The following is an 18,430-nucleotide window of genomic DNA, read 5'->3' on the forward strand; positions in this document are numbered from 1 at the left end:
TTTCCACCTCCCTGTTGACGAGGGAGAACCGCAGACCGTTGTCGGGTCAGATCACCGATACGGTGAGGAAACTTCCGACCGCGAATCCGACCAAGAGGCAGATCGCAGCGACCTTCACCACGGTGTTGAGTGAGCAGAGGACTCTCATCGAGAATTCACCTTCTCATTCCGACTGACTTCGGACTGCGTTTCTCGTGTGCCACAAGAATGCGTCCGGGCCAATCGGATGAGAACGAGTTTCCTGTTTCCTGCTGGATCAGGAAACAGCGTGCCCGCCGGTGGCGCGCCGCAACGCCATGACGAGCACGGCGTGGGAGCTGCCGGCGTGCGGGAGCATGCCCTGCTGGACGAGCTCGAGCGCGTGGCGGAACGGGATCGTGCGGACCCTCAGGTCGGACTCGCCGGCTTCGAGGGCAGCCTCGCCCTGGGTGAGGCCGGTGGCGAGGAAGATGTGGTCGACGTGGTTGCTCAGGCTGTCGGCGCCGTGGATCTGGCCGAGCCGTTCCCACTTGTCGGCGCGCAGGCCGGTCTCCTCGGCGAGCTCGCGCACGGCGGCCTCGGCGGGACCCGCGTCCGTCTCGTCCATGGCACCGCCGGGTAGTCGCCACTGGGTGCCGTTGTGGGTGTAGATCCACTGTCTGGTGAGCACGACCTGGTCGTCGTCGCGGATCGCCAGGACCGTCACCGAGGCGGGCGCCACCACGTGCGTGTACACACCATGTCCGCCATCAGGTTTGACGACGTCGTCGCTGCGGACTTCGAACCACGGCGAACGGTGCACCACGTTGGTGGCCAAACGTTGCCAGACCATCACCACACCAGCCGAGGAGGAGTCGGAACACGTCGTAGCCATGCTTCACATGGAACCATCGCCCACCGTTCCAGATACGCCCAGTTGATCGTCAATGAATGGCCAAATCGTGGACATCTGCCTCGAACAGGTTTGGCGCGCGACAGACTGGCGGGGAGGGGGTGAGCCAGGTGTCGCCCACGTTCGCCCAAGAGGTACGCCGCCTGCGCACCGAGCGCGGGCTGACGCTGACCAGACTCGCCGAACTGGTCCGCTACAGCAAGAGCTACCTCAGCAAGATAGAGAACGGCCAGGTCCGCCCGACCCAGGAGATGGCGCAGGCGTTCGAGGACGCCCTGCAGGCCGACGGCCGCCTGATGGCGCTCGCCGACGCGCCGGCCCGCCCGATCCCCGCCGACGACACGGTGCTGCTGACCTACGACGCCATGTTCGGCAACGTCCGCATGCTCGGCCACCGCTCCAGCCCGGAGTCGGTGCTGGTGTCGCTGCGGCCGCAGGTGGAGACGCTGAGCACGATGGCGCGCTCGGCCGACCACCCCGGCCTGAGCCAGGGCCTGTGGCTGCTGGCCGCGAAGTACGCCGAGTACGCGGGGTGGATGGAGCAGGAGAACGGTGACGACGCGGCGGGTGCCGAGTTCACCCGGCGGGCGGTGCGGTACGCGACCAAGGGCGGTGACCGCGAGCTGGAGGCGTTCGCGCAGGTGCGGCTGGCGGAGTTCGCCCTGTACCGCGGTGACGCGAAGCTGACGGTCCACCACGCCCGCCAGGCGGGCCGGTCCCGGTCGCCGGCGGTGCAGGCCGCCGCGGCACTGCGGGAGGCGCAGGGCTTCGCGCTGGCCGGCGCCGCGAAGTACTGCGAGGAGGCGCTGGAGCGGTCCTCCCGGCTGCAGCAGAAGGCCGGCGAGGCCCGCTACGGCACGACGAGCGTGCCCGACCAGGTGGCCATCACGACCGCGTGGTCGTTCCACGACCTGGGCCGTTACGCCGAGGCCGCCTCGATCCTCGACCTCCAGCTGCCGCTGATCGCCCCGGTGGCGTTGCGCGCCCGCACCAGGTTCGGCCTGCGCCGGGCACTCGCGCACGCCATGGCGGGCGACCTGGAACACGCCTGCGAGCTGGTCGCCGACCTGCTCGACCACATCCGGCAGGTGCAGTCGGCGACCGTGCACATCGACCTGACCGTGTTCAGCAGCCTGCTGGCCCGCCACCGTCCGCTGGCGGGCCGTGAGCTGCTGGGCGAGATCAGCGAGATCCTCTTCGCCGGCTAGCCGGAAAGCGTCTGCAAGTACCACCAGCTACCCCTCGATCCGCCGCTACCTACCGCCAACCTGTTCGGCGAGGGGCGAACAGGTTGGCGGTAGGTAGCGGCGGGATCCGAGGTGCTTGGTGGTACTTGCAGACGCCGGTCAGACGGCGGCGCGGTTCTCGCGTTCCAGGGCGTCGGCCATCTCGGTCCACGCCTCCGCGCAGCTGCGGGCCATGTCCGCGACCAGCTCCCGGCAGTGCGACGGCACCCCGTCGACCACCGCGGCCCACTCCCCCGACGACACGGCGTGGGCCTCGAGCCAGCGCAGCACCAGCCGGCCGTGCTCGTTGAACCGCAACGACGGGTCGCGCCGCAGGATCGGCAGCGTCGTGTCCGGTGCCCGCACCTCGGCCCGAGCCTGCGGGACGCCCACGCCGGCGCGTTCGGCGGCGCGCATGCGTTCCGGCACCGGGTCGAGGCCCAGGCTGAGCCTGCGCCGCACGTCCCGCACGGTGCCCGGCGACACCCCGGCGGCACGGGCGACGTCGCGCAACGACGCGGTCGGCCGATCCTGGATCAGCTGACCGGCCAGGCGCCTGCCCGCGGCGCTGTTGACCGGCCGCACCTTGCCGTCGCGGCCGACCCTGCTCGGTGCCAGCCCGCCGACGGCCCTGCGCAGGACGCCGACCGACTTGGCCGCGAGGCCGGTGACCGCCGCGATCGAGCGGTCCGACCACTCCGGGTGCGACCGGAGCACCCGCCTGGCCGCCGCCTCGCGGTCGGCTGTGGACAACGATGTCAGGTTCAGCTCGACGGACAGGACGAACGCGTCCTCCGCCGAACCCTCCACGAACTCGGCCTCGACCACGCGCTGACCGCGCAGCAAGGCCGCTCTCACCCGATGTGTGCCGTCGATGACCCGCATCGTCGGCCGGTGCACGACGACGGGCGGGATCGGTGCGTCCGAGGACGCGAGGTCACGAACGTACTCGTCGCTGCAGCCACCAAGGCGCGGAGAATCCGCGGGCTGCAGCACGTCGATGTCAACGCGCATGGCAGAACAAGCCCCCCAGGCTCAGTGCCTCCGAACCCCCAGGTGCCGGAGACGACGAGCGAAGGGTAGTGAAGGAGTCAGGGCCCGCGCCACTCGATCGCGGGACACACGTCCATCACCATCCGCAGACCGGCGTCCTTCGTGCGCCGGAACGCCTCGTCGTCGACCACGCCGAGCTGGAACCAGACGGCCTTTGCGCCGATCTCGACGGCTTCGTCGGCGAACTGGCCCGCGTCCTCCGAACGGCGGAACACGTCCACGACGTCGACCTCGAACGGGATGTCCTTGAGCGAGGCATATCCCTGCTCACCGTGCACGGTCTCGGCCGCGGGGTGCACGGGCACGATGCGCTTGCCGCGTTGCTGCAGGAAGCGGGCGACGCCGTGGGCGGCGCGGGAGGGGTTGTCGGACAGGCCGACGATCGCCCAGACCTGGGTGTTCTCGAGGATCCACTCGACGTCGTCACGCATGCTCCCCAGAGTAGTCTCGCAGCTCGGTTGTGACGCCGGTCACAATCAGTGCCCGGCTGTCGAAAGTCGCCGACGCCCGATCGACGCGTGGGTAGAAACGCACACCGGACACACGAGTTCACGAGGAGATCGACATGCGCTTCATGGTCATCGTCAAGGCGTCCGAGGAGTCCGAGAGCGGCGTCATGCCCACCACGGAGGAGCTGGCCGAGATGGGCGCCTTCAACGAGGAGCTCGTGAAGGCCGGCGTGATGCTCGCGGGCGAGGGCCTGTACGCGAGCTCCAAGGGCGCCCGTGTGCACTTCGACGAGAAGGGCGCGACGACCGTGATCGACGGTCCGTTCGCCGAGACCAAGGAGCTGATCGCCGGGTACTGGATCTGGGAGCTGCCCTCGCTCACCGACGCCGTCGAGTGGCTGAAGAAGGCCCCGTTCCGCGCCGGCTCGGTCGAGATCCGGCAGGTCCACGGCGCCGAGGCGTTCGAGGAGGTCATGACGCCCGAGCTGAAGGCGCAGGAGGACCGGCTGCGCGAGCAGGTCGCGGCCCAGCAGCAGTAGCTCAGCGGGACCACGAGCAGGCGGTGAGCGCGGTGCTCAGCGTCAGCAACGCGCGCGGTGAGGTCGGACGGCACCCGGTGAGCCGTTCGACCTGCCGCAGCCGGTGGTCGAGCGTGCTGCGGTGCACGTCGAGGTCACGGGCGGCGGCCGCGCGGTTGCCGTCGTGCGCGATGAACGCCCGCAGCGCGCTCACCAACGACGGCTGCGCGACGACGGGTTCGATCATCCGGCTCAGCCTGCGTGCCACGTGCGGCTGACGCAGGACCGCGAAGTCCGCCAGCACGTTCCGCAGCTCGTAGACGCCAGGCGCCCGGCCGGTCGCGACGCGCAGCACGTCCTCGGCCGTCGCCCGCGCCGGGGCGACGTCGTGCCGCCGGGCCCGCGCGACACCCATCCACACCTCACCGCCGGCCTTGCCGTGCAAGGTTTTCGCGAGTGCCGCGGGCTCCTGTTCGCACGGCAGCACCAGGCAACCGCCGCGCCTGCCGTCGAGCACCAGCGGGTCGTCGTACTGCCGTGCCACCGCGACGAGCGCGGCAGCACTGTCCTCAGTGGACGCACGATATGCGATCACGGCGCAGGTGAGCGCGCTGCCGTCCACCAGCACCGGCCTGTCCAACACCGGCCTGTCCAACACGGTCGTCGTCACGCGTTCAGACGCTAGGCAACCGCCGCGGGCCGGCACAGCCGCCTTGGGCAGGTCTTGAGGTTCGGCCGGGGAACGCGACCCCGGTCAGCCCCGGGCGTGCGCGCGGCTCATGGCGATCGCGGTGCCCAGAACGGCCAGGTCACGCGGGTTGACCGGGGACAGCCCGGTGAGCTGCTCCACCTGCCACAACCGGTAGTCGATGGTGCTGCGGTGGATGAACAGCTGCTTGACAGCTTCCGCGCGGTTGCCGTCCGCGTCGAGCAACGCGACGATCGTCTCGCACAGCACCGGGTTCGCGAGCAGCGGCGCGGCGACCCGGCCCAGCTCCTCGCGGACCTCCGGCGTCCCGGTGACGGCGGTCTCGAACAGCATGTCGTCGATCCGGTACACGCCCGGTGGCCGCCCGAGCGACAACACCAGCGCGTCGATCTCGTCGACCTCCTTGCGGGCCAGCGGAACCCGCGCCGCGGGTCGTTCCGCCACGCACAGCCACACCTCGACGCCGAGCTCCTCCAGCACGTCCCGGCACACCGGCAGCGCGGCCACCTCGGGCAGCGGCAGCAGGAGGTGCCCGGATCCGGACACGAGCACGGGTCCCTTGCGGCGGAACGCGGTCGCGACCCGGTCGAGGATGCCGCCGCGCACGGCGACGACCGTGTAGAAGGGACTGACGTCGGCCTCGGGCGCGGTGCCGGCGAGCAACGCGTCGGCCAGCCCGTCGTCCCCCGCGCGGAACGCGGCCATCAGCTCGGCCGCCAGCGCGTGCCCGCGGCGGCCAGCGCACGGGCGTCACCGAGCTCGTCGAGCATCGCCTCGGTGAGCAACCGGTCCGTGCACCGCAGGGCCACGACCACCTGTGCGACGGGCACCTCGGCCGTGCGCAGGCGCGCGCCGACCCGGTGCGCCGTGGCGACGGCGGCGTCCTCCCAGCCGTCGGAGTCCGCGGCGGCCGCGCGGTAGACGGCGAGGAACTCCTCGTGCAGCAGGCGGCCGACGTCGAACAGCACGGTCTGCTCCCCTCTTTCACACACCTGACAGGGAACCAGGACCGCACCTGGGGAGATCCCCAGCGTTCTGCTGCGCCGCGTTCTCCTGCGCCACGCCAGTGTCGGTGGCCTTAACGTCGGCTGCACGTCCGGTCGCGCAACGAAGTGGAGTCGACGGTGGCACCCCAGCTGCTCGCGCCCCAGCCGCCCGCACCCCAGCCGCTCACACCTCAGCGGCTCGCGGTCCAGCGACCGGTCCTCACCCCCGCGCAGGAGTCGTGGCGCCGGTTCGCCCGCTCGCTGGAGCCGGTGGAGTTCGGCCGCGGCGACGTGCTGCTGCGGCTGGGCGTGCCCACCGAGGAGCTGTTCGTGCTGCGTTCGGGCAAGGCGAAGACGTGCGTGACCTCCAGCGACGGCCGCGAGCTGGTGCTGGACTTCCACTGCGCGAACGAGGTCGTGGTGGAACCGACCCTGTTCGACGCGGCCCCGTCGGTGTCGACGACGGTCGCGATCACGGACGTGCGGGCGGGCCGGATCTCGCGCGCGGACCTGACGAAGTGGCTCGTGCTGTGCCCGGAGATCACCGAGCGGCTGCTGGGCTGCATCGCCCGCCGGCAGCGCGAGTCGCACCGGATGCGCATGGACGTGGTGCAGCTGGACGCGCCCGCCCGCCTCGCGAAGGCGTTGCTGCGCCTGGCCGGCCGGTTCGGCAGCGACCGCTTCGGCACCGACCGCCGCGGCAGCCTGCTGATGGTCGAGGACCTCACCCAGGAGGAGCTCGGCCAGTACGTCGGCTCGCGGCGCGACACCGTGAACAAGACGCTCGCGGACTTCGCCCAGCGCGGCTGGATCTCGATCGAGCGCAAGAGCATCTTCCTCACCGACCCGGCGCAGCTCTCCCGCCGGGTGCGCGTCGGCATGCCCGCCGTACCGAAGCAGCGCTGACCAACCAACGCAGGGAGATCCGCACGTGACAACAGAAACCCGCACCGGCACGGGCAAGGTCGTGCTCGGGGTCGTCGCCGCCGTCGCGCTCGCGTCGCTCGGCAACGCCGCCGTGTCGTACCTGGCGCAGGCGCTGGGCGCGGACCCGGACACGGTCGAAGGCCTGAAACCACAGGGTTACGTCGTGCTCACCGCACTCGGCGTGATCGTCGCCGCGGTCGCGTGGGCCATGATCCGCAAGCGCGCCAAAGATCCCGCGCGCACGCTCGGCAAAGTCGTCCCCGTCGTGGTCGTGCTGTCGTTCCTCGCCGACATCCCGGTGTTCTTCCTGCCGGGCGCCTCGGTCATCGGCGTGCTCGCGCTGATGGTCATGCACGTGGTCGTGGCAGCGGTCGCGGTGCCGATCTTCCGCCGCGTGCTCCCGGTCTGACGACCGGTCTGACGACGGCGAACGGCCGGGAGGGCACCCCTCCCGGCCGTTCTCGTCGCCAGTCCGCCGGAACTAGTCCGCCAGGCTGACGTCCGGCCACACCAGCGTGGTCGCGCCCCACGTGAGCCCGCCGCCGAACGCCGTCAGCAACACCTTCTGCCCCGCCCGCAGCTCACCGACCCGCACGCCGTGCGCGAGCGCCAGCGGGATCGAGGCCGCCGAGGTGTTGCCGACCTCGGTGATGTTGGAGATGAACTTCTCGCGCGGCACCCCGAGCTCCTCCGACACCGCGTCGAGGATGCGGGTGTTGGCCTGGTGCGCGACCACCCTGTCCACATCGGACGTCACCCACCCGCTGCGCTTGATCGCGGCGCGGGAGGCGGCGGCCATGCGGGTGACCGCGTTGGCGAAGACCTCGCGGCCCTCCATCTGGAAGAACTTGTCGCCGTGCGGCACGACGTCGCGTGACGACCGCTGCCGGGAACCGCCCGCGGGCACCGTGATGAGGTCCGACAGCTCTCCGTCGGAGCCCAGGTCGAACGGGCCCAGCGCGCCAGGCTCGTCCGGGCTGCCCGCCCGCAGCACGACCGCGCCCGCGCCGTCGCCGAAGATGACCGACGTGGTGCGGTCCTGCGGGTTGAGGATCGTGGAGTAGGCGTCACCGCCGATCACCACGAGGCTCTCCACGATCCCGGAGCTGATCAGCCCGGCGCCGACGCCGAGGCCGTACACGAAACCCGTGCACACGGCCGCGATGTCGAACGCGGGCACGTCGACCAGGCCGAGCCGCGACGCGATCTCCGGCGCCGTGGCCGGGCAGGGCCGGTCCGGTGTCGTGGTGGCGAGGACCACCCCGCCCGCGCCCGGCACGCCGGCCGAGCGCAGGGCCCGCCTGGCCGCCTCGACGGACAGGTCGGACGTCGCCATCCCGGGTTCGACGACGTGCCGGGTGGCGACGCCGATCCGGGTGCGGATCCACTCGTCCGTCGTGTCGAGCCTGGCGGTCAGCTCGTCGTTGGTGACCACTCGCGGCGGGAGCCATGACCCGAGTCCCGCGACCACCGCTGCGCGCATTCTCCGACCTTCCTCACCGGTTGTCCGCCAGCACTTCCGGGAGGAAGCGGCGGGGAAACCCTTGGAACACCACGGGACGCTGGAACCGTTCGACGGCCCGCACGCCGACGGAGGTGTGGAACGGCGACGTCGTCGCGGGCCACGGACCGCCGTGGTGCATGGCGGGCGTGGTCGCGATGTCGTTCGGCCAGTCGTTCCACACGATCCGGCCCGCGCGCCCGGTCAGCTCATCGACCAGTTCCGGCAGGACGTCGTCGTCCTCGCCGTGCACGGTCGCGGTCAGCTGTCCCGGCATCGTCGCGGCGAGCTCCAGCAGTTCGGCGCTGGAGCGGTAGGTCGCCACGACTGCGACGGGCCCGAAGCACTCGGTGAGCGCGTCGGTCTGCCCCGCCAGCACGTCGGCCGCGGTGGTGCGCAACAACGTCGGTGCGTGCCCACCGGCGGTGGATCCGCCCTCCACCAGCACGTCCAGGAAAGCAGTGAGCGCTTCCACGGCGGTTTCACACCGCTTCGCCACGAGCCGGTTGAACAGGGGTTCCGCCCGCAGCGCACGCACCTCGGCGGCGACCTGGCCGGCGAAACCCTCTGGTACGACGAGAAGTCCGGGTTTGGTGCACAGCTGCCCGCTCGACTGCGCCAGCGCCGCGGCGAAGCCCTTGGCGATCTCCGCGCCCCGCACGGCGGCGGCCTGGCGCGTCACGAACACCGGGTTGACGCTGCCGAAGCCGCCGTAGAACGGGATCGGCTCCGGCCGGGTGGCGGCGAGGTGGTGCAGCTCGCGGCCGACGCGGGCGGAGCCGATGAACGCCACGGCCTTGATCCGCGGGTCTCCCACGAGCTCGCGGGCCCTGCGGGTGCCGTGCACCAGCGCGAACACGCCCTTGGGCAGCACCGCTTCGACGATCTCGGCCGTGCGGTCGGCGAGGTCGGGATAGCTGTGGCTGGCTTTGAAGACGACCGGGCAGCCGGCGGCGAGCGCGGAGGCGGTGTCGTTGCCCGCCACGGAGAACGCGAACGGGAACGACGTGGAACCGAACACGGCGACCGGGCCGAGCGGGACGAGCACGCGCCGCAGGTCCGGTCGCGGGCCGGGCGGCCAGTCGGGGTCGGCGTGGTCGACCACGACCCCGTTGGCCGCGCCGGAACGCAGGTACCCGGCGAACGAGCGCAGCTGGAAGGTGGTGCGCCCCACCTCGGCGCGCAACCGGCCGGCGGGCAGCCTGGTCTCCCACTCCGCCAGCGCGACGAGCTCGCCGGTCTCGCGGTCGAGTGCGGCGGCGACGGCGTCGAGGGCGTCGGCACGTTCGTCCTGGCCGGTGGCGCCCACGCGGGCGGCTCCGGCCGCCCGGTCCAGCACCGCGTCCTGCCACGGGTCCTGCGCTCGCGCGGCCGCTGTGCCCTCCGCGCGGTCGGGCACCGCGTCCCGTACCCGCGCGGTCACTGCGCCTTCCCCTGGCCCGTCCACCCGGTCGTCCACTGGCGCGTTCACGGGTCGTGCCCTACTTGATGTAGTCCGGGGAGACCCGGGGCGGCCAGCTGGCGACGCTGAGCACGCCGAGGCTGTAGGCGCGCGAGACGAGCGCGGCGCGGTTGGGGGCCTTGAGCTTCTTCAGCATGGTGCCGACGTGGTACTCGACGCCCTGGCGGGACAGGAAGAGCCGCGAGGCCAGCCGGACGGTCGACTCGCCGGTGGCGATGCCCTCGAGGATGCGGGCGTCGAGCTCGGTGAGGATGCGGTTGCGGTCGACGACGACGGCGTTGGGCTGCTCGCCCTTCTCCGGGTTCACGACGACGACGAACTGCACCAGGTCGCCATGCGCGTCGTGCACCGCGATGCCGGTGATGTCGCCGGTGAAGACGGCGTGGCGCGGGCCGATGCCGGCGAGGTGCTCGACGAAGCGCTGCCGGCGGCCCTCGGTCAGCCGGTCGAACTGTTTGCGCATGGGGCCGTGCACGCCGGGGTGCAGCAGCTCGTAGAAGCTGCGGCCGACGAGCGACTCGCGGGAGTGCCCGAACTGCGTCACGAAGTCGTCGTTGGCCTCCACGACGCGCAGCCCGAGGTCGAGGCGGGCGAGGCACAGGCCGGACCGCTCCAGCAGAGACCGGAACACGTCGGCGTCGGGAACGACGGAAGCGCCGTTGAAGTGGTCGTGTGCGAGAGAACCAGCGGCAACAGTGTGCATCGGAGAGTATCCCTCTCGATCTCGTCGAACTCGGTTCCGCGACTCGGAGCGGTGTGAACGAAACTTGAGCGGGTCAGCAGGTGATCTAGGTTTATTTCCCGAATCTCACCTTGACACGAATGAATCGTAGGAAGATCTGCCGAAGCCGGTCAACGAGGTGTGAGGGGTGACCCCTAATGTTGTGGTAGGGGGATATCGGGGGTTCGGAGTGCCGTCCGAGCATTTCGGTCGCACGTTTCGGTCGCGTCTCACCAGATGGCGGTCGAACACCCTGAGCTGGGCGGATACCAGCTGAGACGACGGCACCGCCACCGCGCGGTCACTCCCCCGTCACTCCACTGTGCCGCAAGACGGTACAAGAAATTCGTAGATGTGTCGGTGGTGTTGCCACAACGCCGTCACACCGGCGGCGGACAGGCCCGGTCGAGCGCACCCGCGAGTTCGGTGCGGCGCCGGATGCCGAGCTTGCGGAACGAGTTCGTGAGGTGCTTCTCGACCGCTCTGCTGGTCACGGCGAGCGCTTCCGCGATCTCGGCGTTGGTGAGACCCTGGACGACGAGACCGGCGACTTTGAACTCGGCACGGGTCAATGCCACGAGAATGGCGGGCGAATTCCCGTCGAGTTCCCGCGCGGTTCTTCCGGCAAGCTCGTGCGCACCGCTGCGGGTCGCGAGCCGGTGGGCTTCTTCGAGGTGCTGTCGCGCCGACGTGTGGCCATCGGCTCGTGCGCGCGCACCGAGCTGAAGCAGCGTCTTGGCGCGTTCGTACGGGTTGGCGTGCAGGGTCTGCACGGACTCGTGGAGCAGGTCGAGCCCCTTGCGGCCGGGCGTGTAGCGGCCGAGCACGCGCAACGCCCGGCCGATGCCGACCGGCGCACCCCACTCGACCGCGCGTTCCCACGCCTGGGCGGCTGCGTCCCGTGCGGCATCGAGGTCACCGAGATGGGCATGCAGCCGTGCGGTGGACACGCACCACGGCAGCAGCACGGGATTGCGCCAGCCGACGCCGTCGAAAACACGCCCGCTCTCTTGTAGCTCCGCGAGTGCTCTGGCGTGGTCTCCGGCCAACGACAGCCCCACGGCGTTGATCATCCGGTAGGTGGCGTCGACGCCGGGCAGTTCGTCGCGGTCGGGCCGGGAGGCGAGCAGTTTCCCGATCAGCTCCGGTTCTCGCAGGTCCATCGCGACGGCGCAGAGGGCGATCGGCCCGGTCGTGGTGTCGCCGCGCCAGTCGAGCACGGCGAGGTCGACCGCGTCCTCGGCGGCGCGGCGGGCTTCTCCCGGCCGGCCGAGGTGCATGAGCACGAACGACTGCTGCGCGCGGATCAGCGCCCGTTCGACGGTGTTCGTGGCCGCCTTCAGGGCGTTGTCGAGCCACGGCACGGCCACGTGGGCGGCGTCGGCGGCGGCGAGTGCCTTGATCAGCAACGGCAGCGCGGTGTGGACGTGCCGGGGGTGCGGTGGTTCCTGGGCGAGAACGGCGCCGGCCAGGCGGGCGATCTCGTGGGCGGGCAGTTTCGCGGTGACCATGGCCGCGTCGATCAGGACGATCTGCAGCTCCCGTTCGCCGGGGGTCGTGCCGTGGACGTGCTTCAGGCGTTCGACGGCCGATGCGAGCAATGCGGGGTCGGAGTGCCACACGCACCGTTGGCGCGCCTCAAGCCGAGGGGCGAGCTCTGTGTCGTGGCCCAGGTCGGCGACGACTTGGTCGATGAGAGCACGCACTGGCCGTGGCGCGCACCCGAGCGCGGTGGGCGCCAACCGGACGAGGGCTGCCGCTCTCTCTCGTACGTCTGTGAACAGCGGCACGGCGTAGGAGACGTGCCGGACGGACGCGGCGGGGTCGAAGAACCGTTCGGCGGTGGCGAGGTCGACCAGCAGCCGGGCGCGGTGGGCGGAGTCGCAGGTGACCTCGCGCAGGGCTCGCCGCAGGTACCTGGCCGCGGTCTCCGGCGCACCGCGGCGCATCGCGGTGGCCGCCGCCTCGCGCAGCGTGCCGACCGCCCAGTCGTCCTGGCGGTGGTGACGGCGAGCAGCCGGGCGGCGACCTGTTCGGCCGGCCGGCCGCTGTCGTGCAGCATCCGCACGGCCCTCGCCTGCCAGCACTCGCGTTCGGCGACCGTCATGGACTCCTCGACGGCGGCGGATGGTGGGCTTGCCGGTGCAGAGCCCGGCGCGTCGAGGACCCGCCTGGCGGTGCGGGCCTCGTCGGGGTCCAGCCCGGCGAGGGGGCCGGCGAGCTCGTCGTCGTCACCGAGGGTGGCCGCGGCCCTGGCGTAGTCCTGGACCTGCCGCGACTGGGTGGCGAGGCCGCGGACCAGGCGTTCGATCAGCCGGGCCGGGCGCAGCTCGCGGACGTGCGCGACCTGGTCGGCGGTGGGGCTGGTGACGTGCAGCAGCACCGCGCACAGGAACAGCGGGGTGCCTCCGGTGGCGGCGAGGCAGGCGGTGACGAACGCGGGGTCCGGCGGCTGGCCGGTGCGGCGTTCGACGAGCTCGGCGACGGCGTCACGGGACAACGGCTGCGGACGGATCTCGTTGCGGCGCAACGACTCCAGCACAGGCCGCGGTTCGCCGTCCCTGGTCGTGACGACGACGAGGACCGGCCGCCCGGCCAGCACGCCGGTGAGCTTCGCGAGCCAGCGCAGCGACGGGTCGTCGGCCCACTGGAGGTCGTCGACCACCACCAACGTCGGCTGGTCGGCGCTGATCGCGCAGATGAGCGCGGTGAGGCCCTGGACGGCGGCCTCCTGCACGGCGAACGCGGCGCCGGCGGGCTCGTCGTCGCAGAAGACCACCCGCGCGAGCCCGGCCGCTCCCCCGAACCACCGTTCCCCGGTCTCGTGCGACGCACCGGACAGCACCGGGTCGAGCAGCTGCCGGGCGACCCCGAACGCGAAGTCGCGTTCCAGCGCCGCGCAGGTGGCGGTGAGGACGCGGAACCCGTGTGCCCGTGCGGCGAGCGCGTCGAGCAACGCGGACTTGCCGCAGCCGAGCGGGCCGCTGATGACGAACTGGTCGCCGTGGCCTGCGCGGGCGCGGTCGAGTGCCTCGGTCAGCAGGCGCAGCTCGCTGGCGCGTTCGAGCAGGACCATCACGACGCCAGCGCGTGGGGGAGCTCGGCGCGGCTGGAGATGCCGAGCTTGCGGTAGGACCTCGTCAGGTGCACCTCGACGGTCCGCAGCGTGACGAAGAGGTGGTCGGCGATGGCCCGGTTCGTCTCCCCGGCCGCGGCCAGCTCGACGACCCTGCGCTCGCTCGCCGTGAGCACGGCCAGTCCGTCCCCGCACGTGAGCGACGGCATCCGCCCTCCGGCACCGACCAGCAGCTCGCGGGCCGCGTCGGCGAGCAACCGGTTGCCGGCGCGCAGCGCCAGTTCGACCGCGGTGCGCAGGTGCCCGCGGGCGGTGCGGGTCTCCCCGCGGCGAGCCACCGGCGGCCGAGCTGGAGCTCCGCGCGGGCCTGCTGGACGACCGAGGGCACCGCGGCGAACCCCTCGGCGGCGAGGCGCAGCAGGTCGAGCGCGGCGAGCCCCGGTGTGGCGAAACCCCGTGCCAGCAACGAGTGCGCGACGGCTTCGCGGGACGGCCACAGCTTGGCGAGCCGGTCGACCTCCTCCACGGCACCGCTGGCGTCATGACCGGTCAGCGTCAGGACGTGGACGATGTCGGTCCAGGTGGGCAACGTGCCCGGATCGCTGAGTCCGGTCGCCAGGATCTCGTCCGCGCACGCCGACATGAGCTCCACCGCGTGGTCGACGTCGTCCCGCAGGTACGCGAGCCATCCCGCGGCGCGCAGGTACTCGCGGTACACCGGGGTCCGGTGGCGGATCTGCTCGGCGTCGACCTCGTCGAGCAGCTGCCCGGCCTTGGCGAGGTGGCCGGTCTGCACCGACAGCCACGCCAGCAGCACCACCGCGCGGGGCAGGCTCCAGCCTCCGTCGCGCACGGCCCGCACGGCGGTCGACGCGTCCTGGGTCGCCCTGCCCAGGTCGCCCAGGGACATGTGCACCAGCGCCCGTTGCACGAGCGAGCGGCAGCGGGCGAGCGAGTCGCCGTTGTGCGCGAAGGCTTCCACGGCCCGGTCGAGCACGGACATGGCCTCGGCGGGGTGCCCGGCGACGCGCAGCACGGTGGCCGCCGACAGCATCGACCAGTCGGTCACCGCGTCGGTGTCGGCCAGTGCCGCCCGCGCGTACCCGACGGCGGTGTCGGCCGATCCGCCGCCGCGCAGGGTGGCTTCCGCGACCACGCCGAGCAGACATCGTTGTGCCGTCGTGGTTCCCGCTGGTGGCGGCACGGCGGCGCGCACCGCCTCGGCCACGGCCGTCGCGTCCTCGAGGTCGAGCGAGAGCCGCACGGCGTCGAGCAGGGTGGCGAGGTCGCCGGACAGCGCCGGGTCGCGGGCGATCCGCAGGAACGTCCTGGTCCGCCCGGTCAGCGCGTGCTTGACCGCGAGCGCCGCGCAGGTCGGGTCGGTGGTGCGGTGGAACGCGGCCGCCAGGTGCTCGCACGCGCGGCGGGTCGTGGCGGGACAGCTGGTCGCGAGTTCACCCGCAGCTCGACGTCGTCGGGGTCGAGCTCGACCAGCCGGCGCAGGTACCTGGCGGCGTCGCGGGGCGGGCCACCGGCGGCGGCCTCGTGCAGCACCTGCGACATCCACGGCACGTCGACGGCCGGGAGGTGCACGAGCTGGTCGGCGACCACGCGCACGTCGTGGCCGGACTCGTCGAGCACGACGGCCGCGCGGTGCCGCAGGTCGGCGACCTCGGCGGGGCCGAGCACGTCCAGCACCCCGGACCGGTACCACTCTCGGACGTGGTCGGGCAGGCCTTCGCCGAGCAGGTGTTCGTTCTGCAGCAACGACATCCCGTCCTCGGCGACGCGTGCCGACACCCCGGCGAGCGGTGCGACCAGCTCCGGCCGGTCCACCACGACGAGTGCGGTGGCGATGGCCCGCAGGTGCTCGGGCCGGTCGCGCAACCGGCGGGCGGCCACCAGCTCGACCGCCTCGCGGCGCAGTGCCCGCGCCGCGCGGAGGTCGGCCAGCACGGTCGTGAGGTGGCGCGGGTTGCCGCCGGAGAGCCGCAGGCACAGCGCGGTGAACACGGCGTCGGGCGGGAACCGCAGGGTGGCGGCGATCATGTCGGCGACCTGCGGTGCCGTCAGCGGTGGCAGGTCGACCACGTGGGCCTGGGCGAGGTCGACGGTGAGCGCGCCGCTCTGGGACAGCACCAGGCTGATCGGCTGGTGCGCGAGCCGGCGCAGCACGAAGTCGGTCCAGCCGACCGTGGCGTCGTCGCACGCGTCGAGGTCGTCGAGCACCAGGCAGACGGGCGAGCGGTGCGCGAGGGCCACGACATCGCGCCACAGCTGGCAGTAGACGCGGTGGACGTCGGTTTCGCCGGTGAGCTCGGGGACGGTGATCCCGGCGGGGGCGAGCAGTCTGCGGGCGACGGCGAGCGGGGCGCGTTCCCGTTGTCCCGCCGCGGTGAGCACGGTGGTGCCCGCGCGGGACTCGGCGGCCGCGGCGGTGCGCAGGACGGACGACTTGCCGCAGCCACGGGCTCCGCGCACGACCACGGCCTGCGCGCCCGCACCGCGACGAGCCGCGGCCGTGTGGTGCGCCACCGTCGTGAGCGCGCTCTCCCGGCCGAACAGCTCTGTGCCTGAGCCCGCCTGGTCGTCCACCGCCCTACCGCCTCGGACTAGAAGTGAGCTGGTGCCCCCGAGGATAGGTGCCGGAGGTGACCGATCTGCAAACTCCGCGCGGCGAGTGCCGAAGTCAGGCGCGGGTTTCCGCATTCCGCGGTGGCGAACCCCAGCTGTGTTCCGGTACCTGGAACGCTAATACGCGGCGACCCGGTTCGGCACGACCCGGTAGAGGCTGGGTTTCTCCGGCAGGAACGCGAGCCCGAACCTGGTCAGGAACTCGCCGAACGGGCCGTCGACGAACTCGTCGTCCGGCCGGCCGTCCCAGGTGTCGGCGGCGGCGCGCGCGACCTCGCCCGCGGTGCCGTCGTAGACGACCAGGTCCGGCCGGTCGTCGGCGAAGTAGCCGCGGGCCAGCGAGATCGGCGAGCTGCTGTCGTCCAGGAACCCCACCACGTCCCACCTGCCCTCGGTGGCGTCGCTCAGCGCGAGCCGGGCGGCGACCTCGGAGGAGGTGGCGTAGGTGACGCGGTAGCCGCGCCGCACCAGCTCCTCGATCACCGCGAGCGCCGGCAGCGCCTGGCCGCGGCGGGGGTTGGCGAAGATCGCGACGTGCCGCTGCCGGGAACAGAGCTGCTCTGCCATCGGTGGCGACTCACCTTCCGTTGTCCACGAGCCGGAACCCGCTTCCCGTCTTGGTTCCGAGGTGTCCCGCGGCGACCAGCCGGCGCAGTTCCTCCGCGGGTTCCGGTTCGCCGGTGGGAGAAGCCGCGCTCAGCGTTTCGAGAATGGCCAGGGACACGTCCAGCCCGATGGTGTCGAGGAGCGTGAAGGGGCCCATCGGGTGGTGGTAGGCGGTGACGACCGCGGTGTCGATCTCGTCGACGGTGACGTCGGTGCGGGCGAGCATGCGGATCGCGTCGTTGAGGTACGGGAAGAGGACGTGGTTGACGATGAACCCGACCCGGTCGCCGCAGTCCACAGGGGTCTTGCGCAGCCACCGCACCAGCGCGTGGGCGGTGGCGTGGACGTCGTCGGCGGTGTGGCCGGTGCGGACGACCTCGACGAGCCTCATCACCGGTGCGGGGTTGAAGAAGTGCAGCCCGATGACGTCGGCGGGCCGTCCGGTGGCGTTCGCGCACTCGGTCACGGACAGGCTGGACGTGGTGGTCGCGATGATCGCGCCGGGTTTGAGCGCGGCGTCGATGCCCTGCAGCACAGCACGTTTGGCGCGCATGTCCTCGGCGACGGCTTCGACGACGATGTCGGCGTCGGCGAGCGCGTCGTAGCCGGTGGCGACGGTGAGCCTGGCGAGGACGTCCTGGCGGTCCTGTTCGGACATCCGCCCCTTCCGCACGAGCCGGGTCAGGGAGGCGTGGATGCGGTCGGCGGCTTCGTCGGCTTTGTGTGTGCTGCGGGCGATGAGCGTTGTCGGAATGCCCGCCGCTATCAGGATTTCGGCGATGCCGCGGCCCATGGTGCCCGAGCCGACGACGCCGGCTCGGCGGATCTCGCGCGGGGTTCCCCCGCTGATGGCGGTGCGGGCGGGCGGGACGATCTCGCCGCGGTGGTCGTAGCGGTGGAAGCCGCGACCGACCTTGCGGCCCAGCAGGCCTTCCTCGACCATGCGGTCCAGCAGCGGTGAGGGGACGTAGGAGGCGGAGCCGGTCTGCTCGTGCAGCCGCAGCAGGGCGGACCGGACGGTGTCGAGGCCGATGAGGTCGAGCAGGTGCAGCGGCCCGAACTTCAGGCCGCAGCCCAGGCGCAGCGCGGTGTCGAGGTCCTCGACGGTCGCGTAGCCCGCGGCGGCGAGGTTCACCGTGCGGTTCACGCAGGCGTAGAGCAGGGCGGTCGCCGCCTCCGCCGGCCGGCCGCCGAGGCTCACGACCTCGGTGCCGGCCAGCCGGAGCACCGTGCGGCCAGGTGCCGCGCCTCGGGCGCGGTCATGGTGGTGCCGACGAGGCTCGCGTGCCGGCCGTGGGGCGGCGGGATGGCGTAGCGCAGCCCGACGACGCGGTCCGGCGCACCGGAGGCGATGGCGAGCCTGGCCACGGACAGCGTGGAGGTGGTGGTCGCGAAGACCGTGCCGGGCACGCACGCCTCGACGAGCTGGCGCAGCACGGTCTCCTTGACGTCCTGGTCCTCCGGCACCGCCTCGATGACGAGGTCGGCGCGTTTGAGGTCGACCAGTTCCGTCGCGAGGGTGAGCTGGGGCCCGCCGAGCCGTTCGTGGACGCGGCCGAGCACGTCCGGGTCGCTGTCGACGCCGATGACCTCGGCGCCACCCGCGAGCAGGGCGTCCGCCAGGCCTTCGCCCAGTCCGCCGAGCCCCACCACGCCGATCACGAGTGACATGTGGTCGCCCTCCTGAGGGT

20 protein-coding genes are annotated in these 18,430 nt (G+C 72.1%); 4 read left to right on the forward strand and 16 right to left on the reverse strand.

All coding sequences use genetic code 11. The annotated features are described in order from the left end of the window. Window positions 1-256 precede the first annotated feature (256 nt). On the reverse strand, window positions 257-853 hold the full coding sequence (locus BBK82_RS46930; protein ID WP_065920671.1) for an NUDIX domain-containing protein: 597 nt from the start codon (window positions 851-853) through the stop codon (window positions 257-259). A 128-nt stretch (window positions 854-981) separates the two neighbouring features. Between BBK82_RS46930 and BBK82_RS46935 the strand changes: the two genes are divergently transcribed. Beyond that, complete coding sequence (locus tag BBK82_RS46935) at window positions 982-2,079, forward strand: helix-turn-helix domain-containing protein (protein WP_170068087.1); 1,098 nt, start codon at window positions 982-984, stop codon at window positions 2,077-2,079. Between the two features lie 138 nt (window positions 2,080-2,217). Here the strand turns inward: BBK82_RS46935 and BBK82_RS46940 are convergent, their stop codons facing one another. Both BBK82_RS46940 and BBK82_RS46945 read right to left on the reverse strand, forming a co-directional pair. Beyond that, entirely contained in the window at window positions 2,218-3,111 is an 894-nt protein-coding gene (locus BBK82_RS46940; RefSeq protein WP_065920673.1) for a ParB/RepB/Spo0J family partition protein, read from the reverse strand. Between the two features lie 77 nt (window positions 3,112-3,188). Further along, a complete protein-coding gene (locus BBK82_RS46945) occupies window positions 3,189-3,581 on the reverse strand; it encodes a CoA-binding protein (RefSeq protein ID WP_065920674.1) in 393 nt (130 codons plus the stop codon). 134 nt (window positions 3,582-3,715) lie between these two features. On the opposite strand from BBK82_RS46945, the gene BBK82_RS46950 reads away from it, so the two are divergent. Then, window positions 3,716-4,138: a YciI family protein gene (locus tag BBK82_RS46950; RefSeq protein ID WP_065920675.1), complete on the forward strand. Its 423-nt coding sequence runs from the start codon at window positions 3,716-3,718 to the stop codon at window positions 4,136-4,138. 1 nt (window position 4,139) lies between these two features. On the opposite strand, the gene BBK82_RS46955 is transcribed toward BBK82_RS46950, so the two are convergent. The 3 genes from BBK82_RS46955 to BBK82_RS46965 all read right to left on the reverse strand — a co-directional run bounded on the left by BBK82_RS46955 (window position 4,140) and on the right by BBK82_RS46965 (window position 5,794). After that, window positions 4,140-4,787 carry a PucR family transcriptional regulator gene (locus tag BBK82_RS46955; protein ID WP_065920676.1) on the reverse strand — a complete coding sequence of 216 codons (648 nt, stop codon included), beginning with the start codon at window positions 4,785-4,787 and terminating at the stop codon, window positions 4,140-4,142. Window positions 4,788-4,871: 84 nt separating this feature from the next. Next, window positions 4,872-5,531 (reverse strand): PucR family transcriptional regulator, encoded by a 660-nt coding sequence (locus BBK82_RS46960; protein ID WP_065920677.1) that lies wholly within the window; start codon window positions 5,529-5,531, stop codon window positions 4,872-4,874. Then, window positions 5,531-5,794: a hypothetical protein gene (locus BBK82_RS46965; RefSeq protein ID WP_065920678.1), complete on the reverse strand. Its 264-nt coding sequence runs from the start codon at window positions 5,792-5,794 to the stop codon at window positions 5,531-5,533. Before BBK82_RS46965 ends, BBK82_RS46960 begins: the two co-directional genes overlap by 1 nt. Before the next feature lie 156 nt (window positions 5,795-5,950). On the opposite strand from BBK82_RS46965, the gene BBK82_RS46970 reads away from it, so the two are divergent. Next, window positions 5,951-6,718 (forward strand): Crp/Fnr family transcriptional regulator, encoded by a 768-nt coding sequence (locus BBK82_RS46970; protein ID WP_154697922.1) that lies wholly within the window; start codon window positions 5,951-5,953, stop codon window positions 6,716-6,718. Between the two features lie 25 nt (window positions 6,719-6,743). Further along, window positions 6,744-7,148, forward strand: coding sequence for a DUF6069 family protein (locus BBK82_RS46975; RefSeq protein ID WP_065920680.1), 405 nt, complete (start codon window positions 6,744-6,746; stop codon window positions 7,146-7,148). A gap of 72 nt (window positions 7,149-7,220) precedes the next feature. On the opposite strand, the gene BBK82_RS46980 is transcribed toward BBK82_RS46975, so the two are convergent. The 10 genes from BBK82_RS46980 to BBK82_RS53535 all read right to left on the reverse strand — a co-directional run bounded on the left by BBK82_RS46980 (window position 7,221) and on the right by BBK82_RS53535 (window position 18,410). Beyond that, entirely contained in the window at window positions 7,221-8,222 is a 1,002-nt protein-coding gene (locus BBK82_RS46980) for a beta-ketoacyl-ACP synthase III (protein ID WP_065920681.1), read from the reverse strand. A gap of 13 nt (window positions 8,223-8,235) precedes the next feature. After that, window positions 8,236-9,711, reverse strand: coding sequence for an aldehyde dehydrogenase family protein (locus tag BBK82_RS46985; protein ID WP_237047969.1), 1,476 nt, complete (start codon window positions 9,709-9,711; stop codon window positions 8,236-8,238). A 10-nt stretch (window positions 9,712-9,721) separates the two neighbouring features. After that, entirely contained in the window at window positions 9,722-10,405 is a 684-nt protein-coding gene (locus BBK82_RS46990; protein WP_083268671.1) for a helix-turn-helix transcriptional regulator, read from the reverse strand. Window positions 10,406-10,803: 398 nt separating this feature from the next. After that, complete coding sequence (locus tag BBK82_RS49550; RefSeq protein ID WP_154697923.1) at window positions 10,804-12,024, reverse strand: helix-turn-helix transcriptional regulator; 1,221 nt, start codon at window positions 12,022-12,024, stop codon at window positions 10,804-10,806. After that, on the reverse strand, window positions 11,997-13,499 hold the full coding sequence (locus tag BBK82_RS49555; RefSeq protein WP_237048511.1) for an AAA family ATPase: 1,503 nt from the start codon (window positions 13,497-13,499) through the stop codon (window positions 11,997-11,999). The genes BBK82_RS49550 and BBK82_RS49555 overlap by 28 nt, the downstream gene beginning before the upstream one ends. After that, window positions 13,499-13,708, reverse strand: coding sequence for a helix-turn-helix domain-containing protein (locus BBK82_RS48430; RefSeq protein WP_083268674.1), 210 nt, complete (start codon window positions 13,706-13,708; stop codon window positions 13,499-13,501). The genes BBK82_RS49555 and BBK82_RS48430 overlap by 1 nt, the downstream gene beginning before the upstream one ends. A 1,132-nt stretch (window positions 13,709-14,840) precedes the next feature. Beyond that, the gene (locus BBK82_RS47005) at window positions 14,841-16,094 is read right to left on the reverse strand and encodes an AAA family ATPase (RefSeq protein WP_065920683.1); all 1,254 of its coding nucleotides are present in this window, start codon (window positions 16,092-16,094) and stop codon (window positions 14,841-14,843) included. A gap of 156 nt (window positions 16,095-16,250) precedes the next feature. Further along, complete coding sequence (locus BBK82_RS51385; RefSeq protein WP_065920684.1) at window positions 16,251-16,700, reverse strand: glycosyltransferase; 450 nt, start codon at window positions 16,698-16,700, stop codon at window positions 16,251-16,253. Between the two features lie 10 nt (window positions 16,701-16,710). Further along, window positions 16,711-17,967 (reverse strand): 3-hydroxyacyl-CoA dehydrogenase family protein, encoded by a 1,257-nt coding sequence (locus BBK82_RS47015; protein WP_065920685.1) that lies wholly within the window; start codon window positions 17,965-17,967, stop codon window positions 16,711-16,713. Continuing rightward, window positions 17,937-18,410 carry a 3-hydroxyacyl-CoA dehydrogenase NAD-binding domain-containing protein gene (locus tag BBK82_RS53535; RefSeq protein ID WP_065920686.1) on the reverse strand — a complete coding sequence of 158 codons (474 nt, stop codon included), beginning with the start codon at window positions 18,408-18,410 and terminating at the stop codon, window positions 17,937-17,939. The genes BBK82_RS47015 and BBK82_RS53535 overlap by 31 nt, the downstream gene beginning before the upstream one ends. Between the last annotated feature and the right edge of the window lie 20 nt (window positions 18,411-18,430).

It is taken from the genome of Lentzea guizhouensis, assembly GCF_001701025.1.
Classification (GTDB): Bacteria; Actinomycetota; Actinomycetes; order Mycobacteriales; family Pseudonocardiaceae; genus Lentzea; species Lentzea guizhouensis.

Excerpts from the sequence above, each read along its gene's own strand:
- BBK82_RS46930 (WP_065920671.1), bottom strand. The coding sequence starts at position 853 with ATGGCTACGACGTGTTCCGACTCCTCCTCGGCTGGTGTGGTGATGGTC.
- BBK82_RS46940 (WP_065920673.1), bottom strand. The coding sequence starts at position 3,111 with ATGCGCGTTGACATCGACGTGCTGCAGCCCGCGGATTCTCCGCGCCTT.
- BBK82_RS46945 (WP_065920674.1), bottom strand. The coding sequence starts at position 3,581 with ATGCGTGACGACGTCGAGTGGATCCTCGAGAACACCCAGGTCTGGGCG.
- BBK82_RS46950 (WP_065920675.1), top strand. The coding sequence starts at position 3,716 with ATGCGCTTCATGGTCATCGTCAAGGCGTCCGAGGAGTCCGAGAGCGGC.
- BBK82_RS46960 (WP_065920677.1), bottom strand. The coding sequence starts at position 5,531 with ATGGCCGCGTTCCGCGCGGGGGACGACGGGCTGGCCGACGCGTTGCTC.
- BBK82_RS46980 (WP_065920681.1), bottom strand. The coding sequence starts at position 8,222 with ATGCGCGCAGCGGTGGTCGCGGGACTCGGGTCATGGCTCCCGCCGCGA.
- BBK82_RS46990 (WP_083268671.1), bottom strand. The coding sequence starts at position 10,405 with ATGCACACTGTTGCCGCTGGTTCTCTCGCACACGACCACTTCAACGGC.
- BBK82_RS49555 (WP_237048511.1), bottom strand. The coding sequence starts at position 13,499 with ATGGTCCTGCTCGAACGCGCCAGCGAGCTGCGCCTGCTGACCGAGGCA.
- BBK82_RS48430 (WP_083268674.1), bottom strand. The coding sequence starts at position 13,708 with ATGCCGTCGCTCACGTGCGGGGACGGACTGGCCGTGCTCACGGCGAGC.
- BBK82_RS51385 (WP_065920684.1), bottom strand. The coding sequence starts at position 16,700 with ATGGCAGAGCAGCTCTGTTCCCGGCAGCGGCACGTCGCGATCTTCGCC.
- BBK82_RS53535 (WP_065920686.1), bottom strand. The coding sequence starts at position 18,410 with ATGTCACTCGTGATCGGCGTGGTGGGGCTCGGCGGACTGGGCGAAGGC.